Below are 20,357 nucleotides of genomic sequence, written 5' to 3' on the forward strand. Positions count from 1 at the left end.
AACACGGGTCTGCCGGACAACAGGGGCATGGCCCATCAAGGAGAATGGATTCCATGGCAGACGATCAGCTTCGTATTCGCTTGCTGGCCTACCGCATCTGGGAAGCCGAAGGCTGCCCCGACGGTGAGGCCGAGCGGCACTGGCACATGGCCTGTCGCATGGTTGCCGCCGAGCGCATTACCGATGTCCCCCAGGACGCTCAGCCGCGTCCCGCACCCCGCAGCAAAAAAACGGCCGAGCCGGTTGCCGCGTCCGCCAGCGTGGCGGACGCGTCCGAAGCCACCGGTGAAGCTACAGCCAAAAAGCCGGCGGCCAGACGCGCCAGTACGGCCAAACGGCGCAGCAGCACTGAAAAGACTGCTGAAGGCAAGGCAGCAGGCGCCAAAACAACCGCCTCCAAATCGACCACCACTCGAAAGACAACAGCAGCCAAAAAGGGCAGTGCTGCCAGATCGGCAACAACGACCGCACGCAAGAACAGCAGCAACGACGACAAGTCGGGTCAGTAATCGTGCTCTGCACGGCCTGAGTTCCTGTATTTCCCTTTCGGGAGTAACGCATGACGACAACACCAATTCATCCCGGTGCACCGACGCCTGGGATCAACTCCGGCGGACGCGAATCACCGCTCAATGCAGCCACCGGGCAGCAGCGCAGTCGGGTTCGTGAAGGTCTGCCCTATCCACTGGGCGCCAACTGGGACGGTCTGGGCGTCAACTTCGCCCTGTTTTCGGCGCACGCCACCAAAGTGGAGCTATGTCTTTTCAGCGATGACGGGCAGGAGGAGCTCGAGCGCATCGAACTGCCGGAATTTACCGACGAGGTCTGGCACGGCTATCTGCCGGACGCGCGTCCCGGTCAGCTCTACGGCTATCGGGTATATGGGCCCTACGAGCCTGAAAAGGGCCATCGCTTCAATCACAACAAGCTTTTGATCGACCCCTGTGCGCGCCAGCTGGTCGGCGAGCTTCAGTGGGATGATGCGCTTTATGGCTACACTATCGGTCACGAGGATGGTGACCTGAGCTTTGACGAGCGAGACAGTGCGCCGTTCATTCCCAAGTGCCGTGTTATTGACCCGGCCTTTACCTGGGGGCGCTCGCGCGAGATTCATGTGCCCTGGGATCGCACCATCTTCTATGAAGCCCATGTGCGCGGCCTGACGATGATGAACCCGAAGGTCAGCGAATCGAACCGGGGCACCTTTACGGGGATCAGCGACCCGGCCGTGCTGGATCATCTGCGCAATCTGGGCGTGAGCTCGCTGGAGCTGATGCCGATTCACGCCTTTGCCGATGATCGCCATCTGCAGGAGAAGGGGCTGCACAACTACTGGGGCTATAACACCCTGGCCTTCTTCGCGCCGCACCCGTCCTATATGGCGACCAACACCATCAGCGAGTTCAAGCAGATGGTGGCCTGCTGCCACGCCGCGGGTATCGAGGTCATTCTGGATGTGGTCTACAACCACACCGCTGAAGGCAACGAGATGGGGCCGACGCTCTCCTGGAAGGGCATCGACAATTTCAGCTACTACCGTCTGATGCCGGAGGAGAAGCGCTACTACATCAACGATACCGGCACCGGCAATACGCTGAATCTGTCTCATCCGCGCGTGTTGCAGATGGTGACCGACTCGCTGCGCTACTGGGCCGACGAGATGCGCGTCGACGGCTTCCGTTTCGACCTGGCGACCATTCTTGGCCGTGAGCCGCACGGTTTTGATGAAGGCGGCGGTTTCCTCGACTCCTGCCGTCAGGACCCGCTGCTGTCGCAGTGCAAGCTGATCGCCGAGCCGTGGGACTGCGGCCCGGGCGGTTATCAGGTTGGCGGTTTCCCACCGGGCTGGGCAGAGTGGAACGACAAGTTCCGCGACAACATGCGCGCCTTCTGGAAAGGCGACGAGGGGCAGCTGGCCGAGTTCGCCACGCGTCTGACCGGCTCTGCGGATCTGTTCAATCATCGCGGTCGCAAGCCGTACTCGTCGGTCAACTTCATTACCGCGCACGACGGCTTCACCCTGCGCGATCTGGTGACGTACAACGACAAGCACAACGAGGCCAACGGCGAGGACAACAACGACGGTAGCGACGACAACCATTCCTGGAACCACGGGGTGGAAGGCGAGACCGACGATCCGGAGATCCGTGCGCTGCGTATGCGTCAGATGCGCAATATGCTCGCCACTCTGATGTTCTCGCAGGGCACGCCGATGCTGCTGGCCGGTGACGAGTTCGGGCGCACCCAGGGCGGTAACAACAACGCCTACTGTCAGGACAGCGAGATTGGCTGGGTCAACTGGGAGTTCTCTCAGGAAGGGCGTGATCTGCTGGCCTTTACCCGCCACATCATCGCCCTGCGTCGGCGCTATCCGATGCTGCATCGCAGCCGCTTTCTCACCGGTGACTGGAACGAGGAGCTCGAGGTTCGCGATGTGAGCTGGCTGACGCCCGATGCCGAGGAGATGGATGTTGCCAACTGGGAGTCGGAGCACTCCCGCACCATCGGCGTGCTGCTGGACGGTCGTGCCCAGCCGACCGGCATCCGTCGGGCGGGCTCACACAGTACGCTGCTGATGATCGTTAACGCCCATCATGAGCCGGTCAGCTGGACACTGCCGGAAGTCTCCTCCGGCAGGCACTGGATCTTCCGGCTCAACACGGCCGAGCCCGATCTCAGAGAGGGCGGGTACTACGAGTTCGGCAGCACCTACGAAGTCGAAAGCCGGTCGATGGTGCTGCTGGAGCTGGTTCGTGACGACAGCGGTGCAGGCCGCAACGGGTAATCAAACCATGTCGCCGATGGCAGGTTGCCATCGGCGGATTGCCGCCAGCCCTTCGCATCGTTGAAGTGCGACGGGCTGCGCCCAGGGAGAGGAGCGAGCAGCAATGTCAATGGTGCAACGCAATACATCCCCCAGTGGTGCGCAAGAGGACGCACCGGTCATGCAGGCCGCAATGTCCGATCGCATCGCCATCGAAGAGATCAGCCCCGGTGTCGAGCAGGGGCGTTTTGCCGCCAAGGCCATTGCCGGACAGCCGGTCAATGTCACTGCGGTCATCTTTGCCGACGGTCATGACGTGCTGGCTGCGCGCGTGCGCTGGCGCTGCACGCAGGAAGGGGCGTCATCGGGTGCTTCCGAAGACGGCTGGCAGCGCGAGACGCTGACGCTGGTCAGACCGCTGGGTAACGACCTGTGGGAGGGTACCTTCACGCCCACCACGCCGGGCACCCATGAGTTCGTGATCGAAGCGTGGTGGGACCTTTATGGCACCTACCATTATGAACTGAGCAAGAAACACGCCGCTGGCGTGCCGATCTCGCTGGAGCTGCGCGAAGGCCATGACCATGTGGTCCGGGCGCTTGAGCGCGCCGTCTCGGGCAGCGAGCAGGCCGAACAGCTTGAATCGTTGATGACGCGGCTCAAGGCCACCAGCGATGAGAACGAACAGATCGCACTGCTGCTGGCCCGCGATACCCTGACGCTCATGCAGCAGTGTGATCCGCAGCGCCATCTGAGCACAAGTGCAGCCATGCCGCTGGAGGTTGATCGCACGCTGGCGCAATTCGGGAGCTGGTATGAGCTCTTTCCCCGCTCGGAAAGCCCGACCCCCGGACAGCACGGCACCTTCAACGATGTGCACGCCCGACTGCCGATGATCCGGGACATGGGCTTTGACGTGCTCTATTTTCCGCCCATTCATCCCATCGGCCATACCCACCGCAAGGGGCGCAACAACACGCTGACCCCGGGCCCCGAGGATCCGGGCAGCCCCTACGCCATCGGCAACGAGCATGGCGGTCACGAGGCCATCCATCCCGAGCTGGGCTCTCTCGAGGATTTCCGAGCGCTGGTGGCGGCCGCCCGTGAGCACGAACTCGAGATCGCGCTGGATTTCGCCATTCAGTGCTCGCCGGATCACCCCTGGCTTGCCGAGCATCCCGGCTGGTTTGCCTGGCGCCCCGACGGCACGATCCGCTACGCCGAGAACCCGCCCAAGAAGTACGAGGACATCGTTAACGTCGACTTCTACGCCGAGGACGCCGTGCCGGCGCTGTGGCTGGCGCTGCGCGATGTGGTGCAGGGCTGGGTCACCGAGGGCGTGAAGATCTTCCGCGTGGACAACCCGCATACCAAGCCCTTCCCGTTCTGGGAGTGGCTGATTGCCGATATCCGCTCGCGCGACCCGGACGTGCTCTTCTTTGCCGAAGCCTTCACCCGCCCGGCCATCATGGCGCGCCTGGGCAAGATCGGCTTCAATATGAGCTACACCTACTTCACGTGGCGCAATACCAAACCTGAGCTGACCGAGTATCTGACCCAGCTCAACGCGTCGCCGCTGCGCGAGTGCTATCGGCCCAATTTCTTCGTCAATACGCCGGACATCAACCCGACCTTTTTGCAGGGCTCGGGGCGACCGGGCTTTCTGATCCGGGCGGCGCTGGCGACCATGGGTTCGGGGCTCTGGGGCATGTACTCGGGGTTCGAACTCTGCGAAGCGGCGCCGGTGCCGGGCAAGGAGGAGTATCTCGACTCCGAGAAGTATCAGCTGAAAGCGCGGGATTACTTTGCCCCCGGCAACATCAGCGCCGAAATTGCTCGACTCAACTGGATTCGACGCCAGAACCCGGCGCTGCAGAGCCATCTCGGCATTCGTTTCTACACCATCGATAACGACCGCATCCTCTATTTCGCCAAAGCCACGCCCGACATGAGCAATGTGGTGCTGGTGGCGATCAGTCTGGACCCCTTCCACGCGCAGTCCGGTCACTTCGAGCTGCCACTGTGGGAGTTCGGGCTGGAGGATCACGCCGACACGCATGGCGAGGATCTGATGACCGGTCATCGATGGACCTGGCATGGCAAGTGGCAGAGCACACATCTGACACCGCAGATGCCCTTTGGCATCTGGCGCCTTCGCCTGGCGCAGTAATCCAGCAGCAGGCCGGGCCGGCGAGCACATCATGCTTGCGGTCCGGCGCGGAGGCGGGGCGGCAACTGTCCCGCCAGGCATGACGCCACATGACCGCCTGCGGCCGTCGGCCGGGGCGAGGAGGACACTGTCTCATGATGAATGCCAGCGATGTATCCGGTTCGTCCCAGCAGGCCATGGCGGCCGGAGAGGGCGAGCCCGCCTTTATCAACGATCCGCTGTGGTACAAGGACGCGGTCATCTACCAGGTGCACGTCAAGTCCTTTTATGATGCCAACAATGACGGCATCGGCGATTTTCAGGGCCTGATCGAGCGGCTCGACTACATTGCGGGCCTTGGGGTCAACACCATCTGGCTGCTGCCGTTTTACCCGTCGCCGCGACGCGATGATGGCTATGACATCTCTGAATACTGCGCGGTCAGCCCGGACTACGGCACTCTCGAGCAGGCACAGGAATTCATCAAGGCCGCGCACGACCGCGGGCTGCGCGTGATTACCGAGCTGGTCATCAACCACACTTCCGATCAGCATCCGTGGTTTCAGCGCGCTCGCCATGCGCCCAAGGGCTCTCCCGAGCGCGAATTTTACGTCTGGTCGGACAGCGATACCCATTACAGCGGCACCCGCATCATCTTTCTGGATACCGAGACTTCCAACTGGACGTGGGACCCGGTCGCCGGCCAGTACTTCTGGCATCGGTTCTATTCGCATCAGCCCGACCTGAACTTTGATAATCCCGTCGTATTCGACGAGGTCATGAAGGTCATGCACTACTGGCTGGAGATGGGGGTTGACGGTCTGCGTCTGGACGCCATTCCCTATCTGGTCGAGCGCGAAGGCACCAACAACGAGAACCTGCCCGAGACCCATGAGGTGCTCAAGCGCATCCGGGCGGTAATCGATGAGCATTTCCCCGACCGCATGCTGCTGGCCGAGGCCAATCAGTGGCCCGAGGATACGCGTCCCTATTTCGGCGAGGGCGACGAATGCCATATGGCGTTCCACTTCCCGCTGATGCCGCGCATGTACATGTCGCTGGCCCAGGAGGATCGCTTTCCGATCACCGATATCCTGCGTCAGACCCCGGAGATTCCCGAAAACTGTCAGTGGGCGGTCTTTCTGCGCAATCACGATGAGCTGACGCTTGAAATGGTCACTGACCGCGAGCGCGACTATCTCTGGAACCATTACGCCTCCGATCGTCGCGCGCGCATCAACCTGGGCATTCGACGCCGTCTGGCGCCGCTGCTCGAGCGTGACCGCCGTCGTATCGAGCTGCTCAACAGCCTTTTGCTGTCGATGCCGGGCACGCCCACGGTCTATTACGGCGACGAGATCGGCATGGGCGACAATATCCATCTGGGCGATCGCGACGGTGTGCGCACGCCCATGCAGTGGACCATGGACCGCAACGGCGGTTTCTCGCGCGCCGATCCGGCCAGCATGGTGCTGCCACCGATCATGGACGCCCTGTACGGTTTCCAGACCATCAACGTCGAGGCGCAGAATCGCGATCCGCACTCGCTGCTCAACTGGACGCGGCGCATGCTGGCGGTGCGTGGTCAGCAAAAGGCCTTCGGTCGCGGTGTCATGAAGCTCCTGTATCCCAATAACCGGCGCATTCTGGCCTACATCCGCGAATATACGCACGAAGAGACGGGCGAGGTCGACACCATCCTGTGCGTGGCCAACGTGTCACGCTCGGCGCAGGCGGTGGAGCTGGATCTTTCCAGCTGGGAAGGTCATGTGCCGGTGGAAATGCTCGGCGGCAGCAGTTTCCCGCCCATCGGACAGCTCAGCTACCTGCTGACCCTGCCGCCCTACGGTTTTTACTGGTTCCTGCTGGCACCGGAAACTGCCATGCCGCACTGGCATACGCCGGCTCAGGAGATGATGCCGGATCTTCTGACGCTGGTGATCAAGCAGCGTCTGGACGAGATCGGTGCTGGCAAGACACGGTGGTCTCTCGAGCACGAAAGCCTGGTGCAGTATCTGCCGCGCCGGCGCTGGTTTGCCGCCAAGAACAGCACGATCGATCAGGTCAGGCTGGCCTGGGCGGTGAGTATGGACGGCGCGGTCGTCAACGATCATGCGGTGGATACGCCCGCGGTGCTGCTGGCCGAGATCGAGGTGCAGGCGCATCAGGGCAGCGAGCCCTCATCCCGGGAGCGCTATGTGCTGCCACTGGGCATGATCAACGAGGACGAAAGCGCGCTGTTGCCCCAGCAGCTGGCCATGGCCCGCATTCGTCGCGGTCGGGACGTCGGGCTTTTAACCGATGCCTTTGCCATGCCGGGCTTTCCTCTGGCGGTCATCCAGGCGCTGCGGGCCGGTGCGGTGCTGGATCTGAGCCGCAGCGTGGTGGAAATGGACGCCGATGCTCCGCATCCGGGCGAGATTCATTTCCGCTCCACCTCGCTTCTGAGCGACATGGAGATGGTGCCGCACGCGGCCGATCTGCGCTATCTGAGCGCCGAGCAGTCCAACAGTTCCGTGATCATCGATGACCGGATGGTGCTCAAGCTGATCCGGCGCACCGAGCGTGGCGTCCATCCCGAGGCGGAGATGGGGCGCTATCTGACCGAGCGCGGCTTCACCCATACGGCGCCCATGCTTGGAGAGGTCACCCGTGTCGATGATCAGGGCGTGCCGCATGTCCTGATGGTGCTGCAGGGCTATATCGACAACCAGGGCGACGCCTGGGAGTGGACGCTCAACACACTCGAACGTGCCATTCGCGATATCAGCGATATGGTGCAGGCCGACCAGCACGATGCCTATGATCCGCTGGCCACGCTGACCGGCTTTGCTGGTCTGCTGGGACAGCGGCTGGGTGAAATGCACACCCTGCTGGCCATGGAGACCACCGAGGCTGACTTTGCGCCCGAGATCGCTGATGAGGCCCGCACGAGCGAATGGGCCGACAGCGTCTGTGCCCAGATCGAGCGGGCCATGGACATTCTGGCCGACCACAAGACCAGTGCCAGCGAAGCGGATCAGCAGCTGGCCGACTGGCTGTTGCAGCGTCGCGAGGCGCTTCTCGAAATGGCGCAGTCGTTTGCCCATGACGCCCGGGGCAGCCTCTGCACGCGGACCCATGGCGATCTGCACCTGGGACAGATCCTGGTCTCGCATGACGATGCCTACATTATCGACTTCGAAGGCGAACCTGCCCGCTCGCTTGATGAGCGCCGCATGAAGAGCAGTCCGCTGCGCGATGTGGCAGGTGTCGTGCGCTCGTTTGACTATGCCTCGGCCATGGCGCTGGACAATGCCCATCGGGCCGATGTGGCGCACGATCGCGAGGCGGTCAGCCAGGAGGTCATCGAGGATTATCGCCACCGCGTCACCCAGTCGTTCCTGCTGGCCTACCGTCAGGCCACCCACCAGGTCGCACACGAATGGGCATTCGAGCATGGTGCCAGCGCGGCGCTGTCGCTGTTCACGCTGGAAAAGGCCGTCTACGAGATCGCCTACGAGGCGGCCAATCGACCGGCATGGCTGAGTGTCCCCATGCGCGGGCTGGTCGCACTGTTTGACGAACTGAGCCCGGAATCGGGTGATGACATGTCCCAATCAGGGGAGGGTCACCATGACGACTCGCAGTAAACCAGACATTCGCAGCGCGTCAACTGACACGATATCCCTGCACCCTGACGCCGCTCAGGCGCTGGTCGAGGGCTCTCACGGCGATCCCTTCGCTGTGCTCGGGCCGCATGAAGTAGATCACGCCATGGTGGTGCGCGCCTTTCTGCCGCGTGCCATCGGTGTGGAGCTGCTCGAGCGCGACAGCGATCGCGTCATGACGCGTCTTCAGCCCGGACAGGTACCGGATCTGTTCGTGGGTCGCCTTGACCGGCTGGCGCCCTATCGGCTTCGCATCCGCTGGCCGCACGGTGAGGAGGTCGTCGAGGACCCTTATGCCTTCGGCCCACTGCTGGGTGAGCTGGACCTCTATCTGATCGGCGAGGGCAATCACCGTGAGCTGGGCACCTGCCTCGGCGCTCAGATGATGACGGTCGACGGCGTGGACGGCGTGCGTTTTGCCGTCTGGGCGCCCAACGCCCGACGGGTATCGGTGGTCGGCGAGTTCTGCATGTGGGACGGGCGGCGCTATCCGATGCGTCAGCGCCAGCCTACCGGCGTCTGGGAAATCTTCATTCCTGGTCTTCCTGAAGGCAGCGTCTATAAATACGAGATTCTGGGGCAGGAGGGGCTTTTGCCCCTCAAGGCCGACCCGGTCGCACGAGCCACTCAGGCCCCGCCTGAAACCGGCTCGGTCGTGGCCGCACCGCTGGCCCATGACTGGCAGGATCAGACGTGGATGGCGACGCGCGCCAGTCGCCATGCGGCGGATGCGCCCATTTCGGTCTACGAGGTGCATGCCGCTTCCTGGCGGCGTCACGGCGGGGATGAAGGCGAGCTCTACAGCTGGAGTGATCTGGCACGCTGGCTGATCCCCTATGTGCAGGAGATGGGATTTACCCATATCGAACTGCTGCCGATCATGGAGCACCCCTTCGGTGGCTCCTGGGGCTATCAGCCGCTGTCGCAGTTCGCGCCCAGCGGGCGCTTTGGCAAGCCGCAGGAATTCGCCGCCTTTGTCGATGCCTGCCACCAGGCCGGGATTGGTGTCATTCTTGACTGGGTGCCGGCGCACTTCCCGACCGACCCGCACGGTCTGGCCCGCTTTGACGGTACAGCGCTTTACGAGTATCAGGACCCGCGAGAAGGCTTCCATCAGGACTGGAACACCTACATCTACAATCTGGGGCGTCACGAGGTTCACGGCTTCATGCTGGCCTCGGCGATCTACTGGCTCAAGCACTTCCATGTCGATGCCCTTCGAGTGGATGCGGTGGCCTCGATGCTCTATCGCAACTACTCGCGTCAGGAAGGAGAGTGGATTCCCAACCGTCACGGCGGTCAGGAAAACCTGGAGGCAATCGACTTTCTGAGCCATCTCAACGAGGTGGTCGGTGAGGAGGCCCCCGGCGCCGTCATGATTGCCGAAGAGTCCACGGCGTGGCCCGGCGTCAGCCGACCGGTATCGGAAGGCGGTCTTGGCTTCAGCTACAAGTGGAACATGGGCTGGATGCACGACACCCTGAGCTACATGAGCGAGGACCCGCTGTATCGCCGCTACCATCACGGCGAGCTGACCTTCTCGCTGGTGTATGCCTTCTCCGAGCACTTCATGCTGCCGATCTCTCACGACGAGGTGGTACATGGCAAGGGATCGCTGATCAACAAGATGCCCGGTGATCGCTGGCAGCAGTTCGCCAACCTGCGCGCCTGCCTGTCATTGATGTGGACCCATCCCGGCAAGAAGCTCCTGTTCATGGGCTGTGAGCTGGCCCAGTTCCGCGAGTGGAGCCATGACCGTGAGCTGGACTGGTTTCTGCTGGCCCATGCCGAGCATCAGGGCATCTCGAATCTGGTACGCGATCTTAACGCTCTCTATACCCTGGAGCCGGCGCTGCATGAGCAGGACTGCGTGCCCGAAGGGTTTGAGTGGGTGATCGGCGATGATGCCCACAACAGCGTACTGGCCTGGCTGCGCTGGAGCCGTGACGGCCAGCCCGTGCTGGTGGTCCTCAATCTGACCCCCAATGAACTGTCGAATTACGGCGTCGGCGTGCCGGTGGCAGGCTACTGGCAGGAGTGCTTCAACAGCAACGCACGGCTCTATGGTGGCACCGGTACCGGCAACGACGGTGGACGTGAAGGGGAAGCGCGCGAAAACCACGGTCAGCCGTTTACGCTGTCGCTGCATCTGCCGCCGCTGGGCGCCGTCATGTTCAAGCCCGGCAGCACTGCCCTGGAATAGGTCTCGTGCCTGGACGGGACGCCAGCGTCGCACATGGCGTAGCACTGCTACGCCATGTGCGACAAAACGGGCATCGCGAGCGGGATTTAAAACTTCTTTAATATAGGAGAAGTCTTATAAAGACAGGAGCAGCCGCCTTGTCATGTCAGCCGCTGGTGGCTGTTTCCGATCAAGGAGACGGGAGGTCGCCATGCACCATCATCGACATTATCCCCTTGTCGATATCGCCATCTTCACACTGGTGATTCTGCTTGCACTTCTGCTTCTGTTCGGCGGGGATACTCTGACGCCTGATCGAGGCGATAATCTGCCCGCCTGGTGCGAGCACCATGACGGGCATTGTCCCGGCGTTTCAAGCGACCCGGTACGTAGTTTCAAGGGCTAGTTTACTGCGACTGGTCACCGTCCAGTGCTTCACCAGCGCGCTGCAGCAGACTGGACGTGGCTTGACGAGTATCCTGCCAGGCACTGCTGGCAGCATCACTGGTCTGTTGCCATGTCTGTGATGCCTGCTGACGCGCTTCCTGCCACCAGTCATTGCTCCAGGTCGGCTGCTGCTTGAGCGCGTCGCGATCAAGGTCGACGATCACGTTGTATTGCAGGTCGTTCAGGTCGGTGTCGTTGCTGGTTTCGACCGTAAAGTCGCCGCGCTGGATAACATAGCCCTGATCCTGCGGATCAAAGCTGTCGTCGTCGGTTTCGATCACGATGGCCTGAAGGGACATGTCATCGCCAAACAGCAGGTCTTCCACTTCGCCAATGTTTTGATCTTCATTTTGAAGGTGTACCTGAGCATCCATCAGCTTGTCGGCCGAGTAGAGGCCATCAGTGGTCTGCTGGTCGGCCTGGGCAACGGCAGCGGCGCTCATCATGGCGGCGCCGGCAAGAAGGGAACGATATCGCATGAGTGTCATCCTTGTGTCATGTTTCCCGAAAATCATGGCACTCGAGCGGTGGTTCTGCCCGCCATGACCGTCGAATGCCAGTTTCACTTAAGTTTTTGTAACCAATCGGTTACGACGATTTGAGCGGGTCATGGCCCCAGTTCATCAGAGAGTAGCGCCAGCGCGAAGTCTTTTTATCTTCCTTTTTGGGCGGCTGTTTGAGATGACGCGCCACGTACTGATTGACCTTTTTCATGTGGCCGTAGTCGTCATCAAGCTCTGCCTTGCGCTTTTTCTTGATCTCGACAATGCGCCGACCGGACTGATGACCGGTGGATTCGCCATCGCTGCTGTCGCCGACCGATTTTGATTCGTCGGTTTCGAGCCACTCTTCAAGTTCCTTCGGCGCCATGTTGACGCTTTCCTTGAAGTCCTGATAGATCGCTTCGTTGTCATCGCTCATGGTGTGTCCTCCCTGACACGGCTGAATGAAACGGTGCTGGCAGCAGGATGACTCAGGCCTTGCGCAGTTCCTTGTGCAGCTTGAGCACGCGGTCGCCGTCATCCTGCTTGATCATGTAGGCCGGCTCATCCTCGGTTGCGTTGCGGGTGACATCGCTGCCCTTGATGCGCCGAGTGACCTTTTCGGTGTACTTGCGGGTGATCTTGCCTTCGGTCCAGTTGTCACCCCATTTCCATTTCACGCGCTGGCGCTGGCGGTAGTGTTCACTCATGTCGACGCTCCCTGTTGGCTGTTCCGTGACAGCAATAGCCTGGCGCGCGCCAGAGGTTTGTACAAGAAAAACAGACGCGCCGCCCGGCTTGTACAACACTGGGCGGCGCGTTTGTATAATCGGGGACGTAATGAACGGGGTCACTCCCGGCGGACGTCCTCTTCCGGCGATCGGCCCGCTTCGGTAAAGGCGTTTTTCCCGATGTCGTGAGCATCGCGCGCCACGGTATCGGCCGCCCAGGCGCCACGCTTGCCCATCGGACGCGGTTTGCCGGTGGTCGTGTCCTCGCCGGTCTGACGCTCCAGCTCACAGTTCAACGCCGCGCCCAGCAGCACGATAAAGGCCGACAGCCAGAACCACAGCAGCAGCACCATCACCGCACCGATGGTGCCGTAGGTCTGGTTGTAGCTGCTGAAGTTGCGCACGTAGATGGAAAAGCCGATCGACCCCAGCGCCCACAGCAGGGTGGCGGTCACGGAGCCGACGCTGAGCCAGCCCACGCGCGAGGGCGCCCGATCCGGCCCGTAGCGGTAAAGAATGGTGATGGCGCTGATCACCAGCAGCAGCAGGATGGGCCAGCGGATGTAGGTCAAAAGCGTGGACAGCGTGTCCCCAAAGGGCAGCCAGGCAATCAGGGGCGGCAGCAGCGCAATGGTGCCCAGCGTCACGATCGTCATCACCATCATCGCGCCGGTGAGCACCCAGGTCACCAGGGTAAGCTTGATCAGGCCGCGCTCTTCCTTCTCGCCGTAGACGATGTTCAGACCGGCCATCAGACCGCGCATGCCCTTGGAGGCGCTGTAAACCGTAAATACCAGGCCCGCCACGGCGGTGATGCTCATGCCGGTGCCGGCATTGTTGTTGACCGACAGCGCCTGCTGTCGAATGATACTGGCGGCATCTTCCGGCAGCACGCTGCTGAGCATTTCGATCTGGCCCTGTACCTGTTGCGGATCAAAGGCCAGACCCCAGATCGAAATGAAGGCAGCAATGGCCGGGAAAATCCCCAGAAAGGCATAAAAGGCGATGCTGGCGGCAATCAGGGTGGCGTGATTGGCCTCCACCTGGCGCTTGACGCGCAGCAGGGTGTCCTTCCAGCCGCGCCCGGGAATGGTCAACGGAGAAATGGAATCCCGTCCCCGGTTATTGGCATGAGGCTTGTTGGTCGTGTCCTGCATGGTTTGTTTCCCCGGTCGAACGGTTCAGGTGGATGCTTGAAGTATCCGGGTGCCTGGCAGATAAATGAAATACCCTTTGAATGGGCTCTCCCGGTGTCATGACAACAATGCCATCATTGGGAGCCGAGCCGGGTTGCGACATGGGCGGGCCAATGCGTCCGACATGTCGACACCCTCATCACGTCATGCCTCAAGGGTCACGTTCTTGGTTAGTGTAGAGCGCAGGGAAGGTTTCAACATCAAGATCTCGCGGGTGCTTCGGGAAGCCACCGAGCATGGGCTGGACCTGTATCTGTTCGTGCCCGGCGAGATCGATCTGCATCGCAATGTTGTCCCGGAAAGCAGCTTTTATCATAACGCCATCCATCTCAAGCGCACCTACTACAGCAATCAGCGGCATCTGCCGCTGGCGCACAGCCGTCTGGCACGGCGGGATCGCAGTACGCCGGAGCGCTATCGCCTGAGCCTGAGTCTGTATGCCTATCAGTACGTGATTGCGCTGGAACGTCTGATCGCACCGCTGGAGGGCGATCAGCAGCGCGTCAGCGTCGAGGCGCTTGAAGAGGTGATCGAGCTTGCGCGCAGTGTGCCCCGACGCATGCGTCGCAATCGCCCCGGTGAGGACAATCAGCTCAAGTACTTCATCAACATCGACAATTACATGTCCTGGATTACCGAGCAGCGGCTTTTAAAGCTGGTGTCGTGTCTGGTAGAGGAAGAGGGGCCGAAGCAGCAGGCGCGCGACTCGCTGCTGGAGATCTGTCGGTTTGAAAACCGCTACCGTCAAGAGCACCAGTACAACTCGAGCCGCGCCGCCCAGAGCCCGTCACGCATCTCCAACAAGATGCGCCTGCTGCGCCGTCTGATCGAATATCCCGTGACCCTCAAGCAGAAGACCCGCGAGCTGGGCGCCTGGGAAGAGCGGGGCGTCAAGGCGCTGGCGACCGGTGTGGTGATGCTGGTGATTTCGGTCATGATGCTCGAGGCGCGCAATCTGGTTGGCGACCTGACCCTGCGTTTCGTGCTGATACTGGCACTTCTGTACGCCATGCGAGAGGTGTTCAAGGAGGATCTGCGCAACACGCTGTGGCGCTGGCTGCGTCGGGGGCGTGCCAAATGGATGCGCCAGTACTTCGACGTTCACAGCAATGAAACAGTGGGGCAGCAGCGCGAATGGCTCGACTACGTGCGCTTCAAACGCCTTGATAACGATATTCGTGCGGCCCGGGGCGGCAGCGTGACCCAGCGCGAAGAGGTTATCCTGCAGTATCGCAGCCGCTCGAAAATGCTGCCGACGCGCTTTCTCAGCGGCTACGAGGAGACCCGCGAAATCATGATGCTCGATCTTTCCGTCATCGCCAATCTGCTTGAAGACAGCCATCATCATGTCTATCAGCTCGAGGATGACGAGATCAGTCGGGAAGTGGTCGAGCGGCGCTATCAGCTCAACCTGATCGCGCGCAGCATTCGCGGTTCGCGTCAGACAACCTTGCAGCGCTGGAAAATCAACATGAGCCGCTCGGGGATCGTGGATATCGAGGAATCCGCACCCTGACGGCAGGTCATGTTTCCCCTTACAAGGAGGCTTCAATGCAGGACAATATGGATCAGGTCGTACGCACCCCTCAGGAACAGGCAGACGTGGATCAACAGTGCCGCAATCTGGCGCTTTACGAGTATGAAAGCTGCCCCTTCTGCCGTCGCGTGCTGCACGAGATCGAGCGGCTGTCGCTCAACATCGAGCTTCGCAACACTCGTGAGGATCCAACCGCCCGCGAGGAGCTGCGCGAGGGGGGCGGCCGGACCACGGTTCCCTGTCTGCGCATTACTCAGGAGACGGGCGGCGCACACTGGATGTATGAATCGGCCGATATCGCGGCCTGGCTGCGTCAGCAATTCGGTTGATATACCGTTATCGAAAGCTTTTCTTTAGCGAACTTAAATCCTTACATTCCTTTACAAAATGTTGGCTGACGCCTGTGACGCACTGTCTATGCTGTCAAAAGGCGCTGACACAGGCATCAGAACTCGCCGGCGCCATCATGCAGAACAGGAGGTTGGCATGGCAGAGTCAAAGGGCAGCAAGGCCGAAGGCATGATTGACAAGCTTGGCGGCAAAATCCAGAAGGAAACCGGCAAGGCCACCGGCGACAAGGATCACATCAAAAAGGGTGAAAAGGATCTGGCCAAGGGTGAGCGCAAGGTGAATTCCGACAGCAACAGCAAGAATTGATCGTTGCTGGCGGTATCTTTTGAGTCAATGACGATGACATTGGCAGTACGGCATAACCGTCTACACTGAATCATGCGTGTCACGGATACGCGGATACCGAACAGAGAGTCCGGTATCGTATTTTCTACACGGAGGTAACTGTCATGGCTACAGGTTCCAAGTCCGACAAGGCTGAAGGCGCACTCGACAAGGTCAAGGGCAAGGTCAAGAAAGCCGTAGGCAAGGCGACCGACAAGCCCGGCACCGAAGCTGAAGGCAGAGCCCAGCAGTCGAAAGGGCACGCCGAAAGCGCCAGGGGTAATGCCAAGGACGCTCTCAAGAAGTAATGCTTTTGACATCACGGGTTAGTCAGGGGGCCGCTCATTGAGCGGCCCCTTCTACTTTTCGCTCCATCTTTGGTATTCAATGTGCGCCCGACGCTATGGCTGGCCCGGCCTGCATCGTACAATCGCGGTTTTATTTTCTGGAGAAGCCCCATGGCCCAGGCAAGCGCACGTCACATTCTGGTCAACAGCGAAGCCGAGTGCGAAGCGCTCAAGACTGAAATCGAGCAGGGCAGGGACTTTGCCGAAGTGGCTCGTGAACACTCGAAATGCCCCAGCGGCAAGCAGGGTGGCGATCTGGGCACCTTCGGTCGCGGCCAGATGGTGCGTGAATTCGATGAGGTCGTCTTTACCGGAGATCTCAACAAGGTGCATGGTCCGGTCAGGACCCAGTTCGGCTATCACCTGCTGGAAGTGACCGGCCGCAGCTGATCAGGCCCTTGCGCCGTTGGATGTATTCGGGGCTGCCTGTCATGGCAGCCCCTTTTTCATGGCCACGCTGGCGCAATGGCGGTGCGAGCGCGACACCATGGAGCGGCTGGTTTATCCTGCCTGCTGTGAAACGACCCCGGTCGTATTATTTGATGAACCCTTCGGCACTCCGGTGCTGATTGACCGCAGGACGGTAAGGAAGCGCTCATGAAAGACTGGCTGAAAACGCTGCCCAAGGCGGAGCTGCATCTGCACATCGAGGGCACGCTGGAACCCGAGCTCATGTTCGAGCTGGCTGCCAGAAACGATGTGGCACTGCCTTACGCCTCCATTGAAGAGGTCCGCGCCGCCTACAACTTCACCAATCTGCAATCCTTTCTCGATCTCTACTATCAGGGCATGAACGTCCTGCATACCGAGCAGGATTTCTATGATCTGGCGATGGCCTATTTCGAGCGCGCGCACGGCGACGGCGTGGTTCATGTCGAACTGTCGTTCGATCCGCAGCCGCATCTGGCACGTGGTGTGACCATGCGGACCCTGTTTGCCGGTCTGGGCCAGGCACGCGAAGAAGCCTCGCGCCGCTTTGGCCTGTCAACGGCCCTGATCATGAGCTTCCTGCGCGATCGCAGCGCGCAGGAGGCAATGGACGTCCTCGAGCAGGCCGCGCCCTGGTATGATCAGATCGACGCCGTGGGTCTGGACAGCGCTGAGCTTGGCAACCCGCCGGAGAAGTTTACCGCCGTGTTCGAGCAGGCGCGCGAACTGGGCATTGCACGGCTGGCCCATGCCGGGGAAGAAGGGCCTGCCGCCTATATAAGCGGCGCGCTGGATGCGCTGGATGTCTGTCGTATCGATCACGGCGTGCGCTGTCTCGAGGACGAAGCGCTGGTGGCCCGGCTTGCCAATGAGCAGATCCCGCTGACGGTCTGCCCGCTCTCCAACGTCTATCTGAAGGTCTTTGAACGTCTTGAAGACCACACGCTGCCGGGGCTGCTTGACCACGGCCTGTGCGTGACGCTCAACTCGGACGATCCGGCCTATTTTGGCGGCGGCATGCTCAACAACTTCATGGCCTGCCATGAGGCCTTTGACTGGGATGAAGACGCCTTCCGCGTGCTGGCGCGCAACGCCATTGAAGCCGCCTTCATGGACGAGACTCGTCGTGAAGCGCTGTTGAAGACCCTGGCCGAGTGCTGATCACACACCTGTCTGGTGAATGAGCCAGATTGCGGTGCTGATGGTAAAAAAGGCGCCGGTCGTGGCGGCCAGCAGAGCCGCCGCGCAGAGCCCATCCATGGCAAAGCGCGTCCCGAAGATGGGATAGACGCTCAGCATGGGCGCGCTTGCAATCAGCAGCGCGCCGATCATCAACTCGGTGTTGTCGATGGGGAATAGCTGAAAGAACAACAGCACCAGCAGCGGATGAACCACCAGCTTGGCCAGCGTAATCTGCGCCACATCGCGGTACATGCCCTGTACTCTGAGCCCGTAAAGCGTTCCGCCAATCACGAACAGCGCCGCCGGTGCCGAAGCATTGGCCAGCATGTCGAGCGCCTTGTAAAGCGGCGCCGGCACGTTGATGCCGGTCAGCGAGATCGTGGCGCCGGTCACGATGGCAATGATGATCGGATTGCGGATCAGCTGGCGTAGCGTGGTCAAAAGCATTCGAGAAATCGACAGGCCCTGCTGTCGGCCCGCCTCGGCCAGCGCCAGACTCAACGGGATCATCAGCATGTTTTCGATCAGCATGCACAGCGCCAGAGCCACGCCGGCGGTGGGGCCGATGACCATGACCGCAATCGGATAGCCGATAAAACCGCTATTGGCCGTGCCCATGCCCATGGCCATGATGGCACCCTGATCGAGCGATTGACCCTGCAGCCGCGTCAATCCCAGCCCCAGCAGCAGGACCGACAACGAGCCCAGCCCATAGGCCAGCAGATAGTGGGCATTGAAGACATCCGTCAGCGCTTGCTGGCTCAGCGCGCGTACGATGAGCGCCGGCAGGGCCAGCGTGACCACGAAACGCCCCACGCCGTGCACGTGATCGCGTGCCACCACGCCCCCCATGACGGCAAGATAGCCCAGCGCGATCAGCATGAAGATGGGGGCGGTAATGGCAAGAACTTCCAATCACGCGTCTCCAGGATGGGGTGTCATGGCCGCCTGTGTCTGGCGCTCTGGCCACGGCTCGGACAATGGATGATGGCGTGCGGGGTTGTATTGACTTGATGCCGACGTCAGACAATGGTGATCGAATCACTTTCATGGAGGAGCCTACCATGCAGGCACGTCAGTTATATCACAATACACTGCACTGTTTTCCGGTCGGATTGACCGATGAGCAACAGCAGCTGGTGCATGCCGAAATTTCCGCTGTGGTCCATGATGGCGAGCGTCTGATTCTGGGCAGTGACAAGCCGATCCCCGGGGCCGAGCGCTCCTCTGTTTTTGCCATTGATATTGATGATCAGGGGCGTCCGCAGGAAGAGACACTTTCCTACTACACTCAGCCGCTGATTCGTCAGGCGATCAAGTATGAGGATTTCGCCTTGACCGTGGATGGCCGCCATGTACTGGCCACCACCGGCTTTGATCGCATTCATCCGGAAGACCACTCGCTCAACGATTATAACCACCTGCTGATCTGGCCGCTCGGAGACCCTGACCGGGTACAGGTGGTGGACCCGGACCCGCGCGACGGTGTCGAGGGGTCGCTCGAGCTGCGCCAGCGTCTGACGGCCGCTATCGGCATGCCCTATTACAAGATTGAAGGCCTGGCGGCCATTCCTGGCGATAAAGGTGATGGCCTGTTGCTGTTCGGCGTGCGTGAACAGGGGCAGCACTTTGATGATTTCAACTATGTCTGTCGCGTGGTCGGTGCCCACTACCGGACCAACGAGCAGGGGCAGCTGATATTTGTTGACGAGATGCGCGAGCACTACGCGTTCGACCCCGGGCAATTCGAGGCCGTTGAGCACCTTTGTGGTCTGTCGAGCCTTGAATATGACCCGTATAACCACCGGCTTTATCTGATGACCAGCTTTGAAAACGAGCAGGGGGGTATCGACAGCATCGGTGGCTATCTCTGGGTGATCGACATGGCGGATTTTGCTCGGGGCAGGGCACCATCGCTGGTGGAAGATGAAACCGGTGGCCCGTTGGTGTTTACCCACAAGGCCGAGGGGCTGGCGGTGCTGGATCACGACCGTTTGTTTGTCGCCTATGACAATGACCGGGAGCTGGCGCTGGGTAATGACCCAGAGCGCGAGCAGAAGTATGCCTGTGAAGCCCCCTGGACGCTTTTGAGGATGATCCAGTAACGCTGGGGTCAACCGCAGCGTTCGGGGCTGATACCATGAGCGCCGTCCCTTCGTTTTATTTCCCTACGGTGTCACCATGAAAATCGTCATGCGCTACTTTTTCAAAACCGTGCGGCTGGTGCTGGCGCCTGTCATGATCGCCCGCGACCGCTTTGGTCGCCCCGAGCCGATCACCCGCCCCCCGCAGGCACAGGCCGAGGTGGATCGCGCCTGCGAGCAGCTGTCCCTGTATCAGTTTCGTACCTGCCCCTTCTGCGTGAAGGTGCGCCATGAGATGCATCGACTGGCGCTGCCGATCGAATTGCGCGACACCCAGCATGACGATGCTGCCCGCCAGGCGCTGAAGGCCGGCGGCGGACGCGTCAAGGTGCCGTGTCTGGCCATCGAGGGTGAAAATGGCCAGACCGAATGGATGTACGAGTCCGACGCCATCAAGGGCTATCTGCAAAAGCGTTTTGAGCCCGAGACCGCCACGGCGTAA

At 60.9% G+C, this 20,357-nt stretch carries 19 protein-coding genes; 14 read left to right on the forward strand and 5 right to left on the reverse strand.

What is annotated here, in order from left to right:
* Positions 1–53: 53 nt before the first annotated feature.
* From BM079_RS04970 to BM079_RS04995, 6 genes are all read left to right on the forward strand, one after another.
* The gene (locus BM079_RS04970; RefSeq protein ID WP_175489605.1) at positions 54–509 is read left to right on the forward strand and encodes a DUF2934 domain-containing protein; all 456 of its coding nucleotides are present in this window, start codon (positions 54–56) and stop codon (positions 507–509) included.
* 50 nt (positions 510–559) lie between these two features.
* A complete protein-coding gene (glgX, locus tag BM079_RS04975; protein ID WP_090131397.1) occupies positions 560–2,785 on the forward strand; it encodes a glycogen debranching protein GlgX in 2,226 nt (741 codons plus the stop codon).
* Between the two features lie 103 nt (positions 2,786–2,888).
* Positions 2,889–4,934, forward strand: coding sequence for an alpha-1,4-glucan--maltose-1-phosphate maltosyltransferase (locus BM079_RS04980; RefSeq protein WP_175489606.1), 2,046 nt, complete (start codon positions 2,889–2,891; stop codon positions 4,932–4,934).
* A 134-nt stretch (positions 4,935–5,068) separates the two neighbouring features.
* Positions 5,069–8,545, forward strand: a complete 3,477-nt coding sequence (gene treS, locus BM079_RS04985) for a maltose alpha-D-glucosyltransferase (protein ID WP_217639642.1) — start codon at positions 5,069–5,071, stop codon at positions 8,543–8,545.
* Entirely contained in the window at positions 8,529–10,766 is a 2,238-nt protein-coding gene (gene glgB, locus BM079_RS04990; RefSeq protein WP_090131399.1) for a 1,4-alpha-glucan branching protein GlgB, read from the forward strand. The genes treS and glgB overlap by 17 nt, the downstream gene beginning before the upstream one ends.
* A gap of 190 nt (positions 10,767–10,956) precedes the next feature.
* Positions 10,957–11,151 carry a hypothetical protein gene (locus BM079_RS04995; RefSeq protein ID WP_090131400.1) on the forward strand — a complete coding sequence of 65 codons (195 nt, stop codon included), beginning with the start codon at positions 10,957–10,959 and terminating at the stop codon, positions 11,149–11,151.
* A 1-nt stretch (position 11,152) separates the two neighbouring features.
* Here the strand turns inward: BM079_RS04995 and BM079_RS05000 are convergent, their stop codons facing one another.
* The 4 genes from BM079_RS05000 to BM079_RS05015 all read right to left on the reverse strand — a co-directional run bounded on the left by BM079_RS05000 (position 11,153) and on the right by BM079_RS05015 (position 13,562).
* On the reverse strand, positions 11,153–11,671 hold the full coding sequence (locus tag BM079_RS05000) for a PRC-barrel domain containing protein (protein ID WP_139215260.1): 519 nt from the start codon (positions 11,669–11,671) through the stop codon (positions 11,153–11,155).
* Positions 11,672–11,780: 109 nt separating this feature from the next.
* Positions 11,781–12,113 (reverse strand): DUF3140 domain-containing protein, encoded by a 333-nt coding sequence (locus BM079_RS05005; RefSeq protein ID WP_090131403.1) that lies wholly within the window; start codon positions 12,111–12,113, stop codon positions 11,781–11,783.
* 52 nt (positions 12,114–12,165) lie between these two features.
* Complete coding sequence (locus tag BM079_RS05010; protein ID WP_090131405.1) at positions 12,166–12,384, reverse strand: hypervirulence associated TUDOR domain-containing protein; 219 nt, start codon at positions 12,382–12,384, stop codon at positions 12,166–12,168.
* Positions 12,385–12,524: 140 nt separating this feature from the next.
* Positions 12,525–13,562 carry a YihY/virulence factor BrkB family protein gene (locus BM079_RS05015; protein ID WP_090131406.1) on the reverse strand — a complete coding sequence of 346 codons (1,038 nt, stop codon included), beginning with the start codon at positions 13,560–13,562 and terminating at the stop codon, positions 12,525–12,527.
* 205 nt (positions 13,563–13,767) lie between these two features.
* Here BM079_RS05015 and BM079_RS05020 point away from each other — a divergent pair, with 205 nt between their 5' ends.
* From BM079_RS05020 to BM079_RS05045, 6 genes are all read left to right on the forward strand, one after another.
* Complete coding sequence (locus BM079_RS05020; protein ID WP_090131408.1) at positions 13,768–15,117, forward strand: hypothetical protein; 1,350 nt, start codon at positions 13,768–13,770, stop codon at positions 15,115–15,117.
* 35 nt (positions 15,118–15,152) lie between these two features.
* Positions 15,153–15,467: a glutaredoxin family protein gene (locus tag BM079_RS05025; protein WP_090131409.1), complete on the forward strand. Its 315-nt coding sequence runs from the start codon at positions 15,153–15,155 to the stop codon at positions 15,465–15,467.
* Positions 15,468–15,624: 157 nt separating this feature from the next.
* Positions 15,625–15,795: a hypothetical protein gene (locus BM079_RS16705; RefSeq protein ID WP_175489607.1), complete on the forward strand. Its 171-nt coding sequence runs from the start codon at positions 15,625–15,627 to the stop codon at positions 15,793–15,795.
* 143 nt (positions 15,796–15,938) lie between these two features.
* On the forward strand, positions 15,939–16,121 hold the full coding sequence (locus tag BM079_RS05030; protein WP_090131410.1) for a CsbD family protein: 183 nt from the start codon (positions 15,939–15,941) through the stop codon (positions 16,119–16,121).
* Positions 16,122–16,271: 150 nt separating this feature from the next.
* Entirely contained in the window at positions 16,272–16,550 is a 279-nt protein-coding gene (locus tag BM079_RS05035; protein WP_090131412.1) for a peptidylprolyl isomerase, read from the forward strand.
* A 207-nt stretch (positions 16,551–16,757) separates the two neighbouring features.
* Positions 16,758–17,750 carry an adenosine deaminase gene (locus tag BM079_RS05045; RefSeq protein WP_090131415.1) on the forward strand — a complete coding sequence of 331 codons (993 nt, stop codon included), beginning with the start codon at positions 16,758–16,760 and terminating at the stop codon, positions 17,748–17,750.
* Here BM079_RS05045 and BM079_RS05050 read toward each other — a convergent pair whose 3' ends face one another.
* Entirely contained in the window at positions 17,751–18,686 is a 936-nt protein-coding gene (locus tag BM079_RS05050) for an AEC family transporter (protein ID WP_245742826.1), read from the reverse strand. It abuts the gene before it with no gap.
* Between the two features lie 149 nt (positions 18,687–18,835).
* On the opposite strand from BM079_RS05050, the gene BM079_RS05055 reads away from it, so the two are divergent.
* Positions 18,836–19,876, forward strand: a complete 1,041-nt coding sequence (locus BM079_RS05055; protein WP_090131417.1) for a hypothetical protein — start codon at positions 18,836–18,838, stop codon at positions 19,874–19,876.
* Positions 19,877–19,952: 76 nt separating this feature from the next.
* Entirely contained in the window at positions 19,953–20,357 is a 405-nt protein-coding gene (locus BM079_RS05060) for a glutaredoxin family protein (protein ID WP_090131419.1), read from the forward strand.

Origin of the sequence: Kushneria avicenniae (genome assembly GCF_900112585.1) — a bacterium.
Taxonomy (GTDB): domain Bacteria; phylum Pseudomonadota; class Gammaproteobacteria; order Pseudomonadales; family Halomonadaceae; genus Kushneria; species Kushneria avicenniae.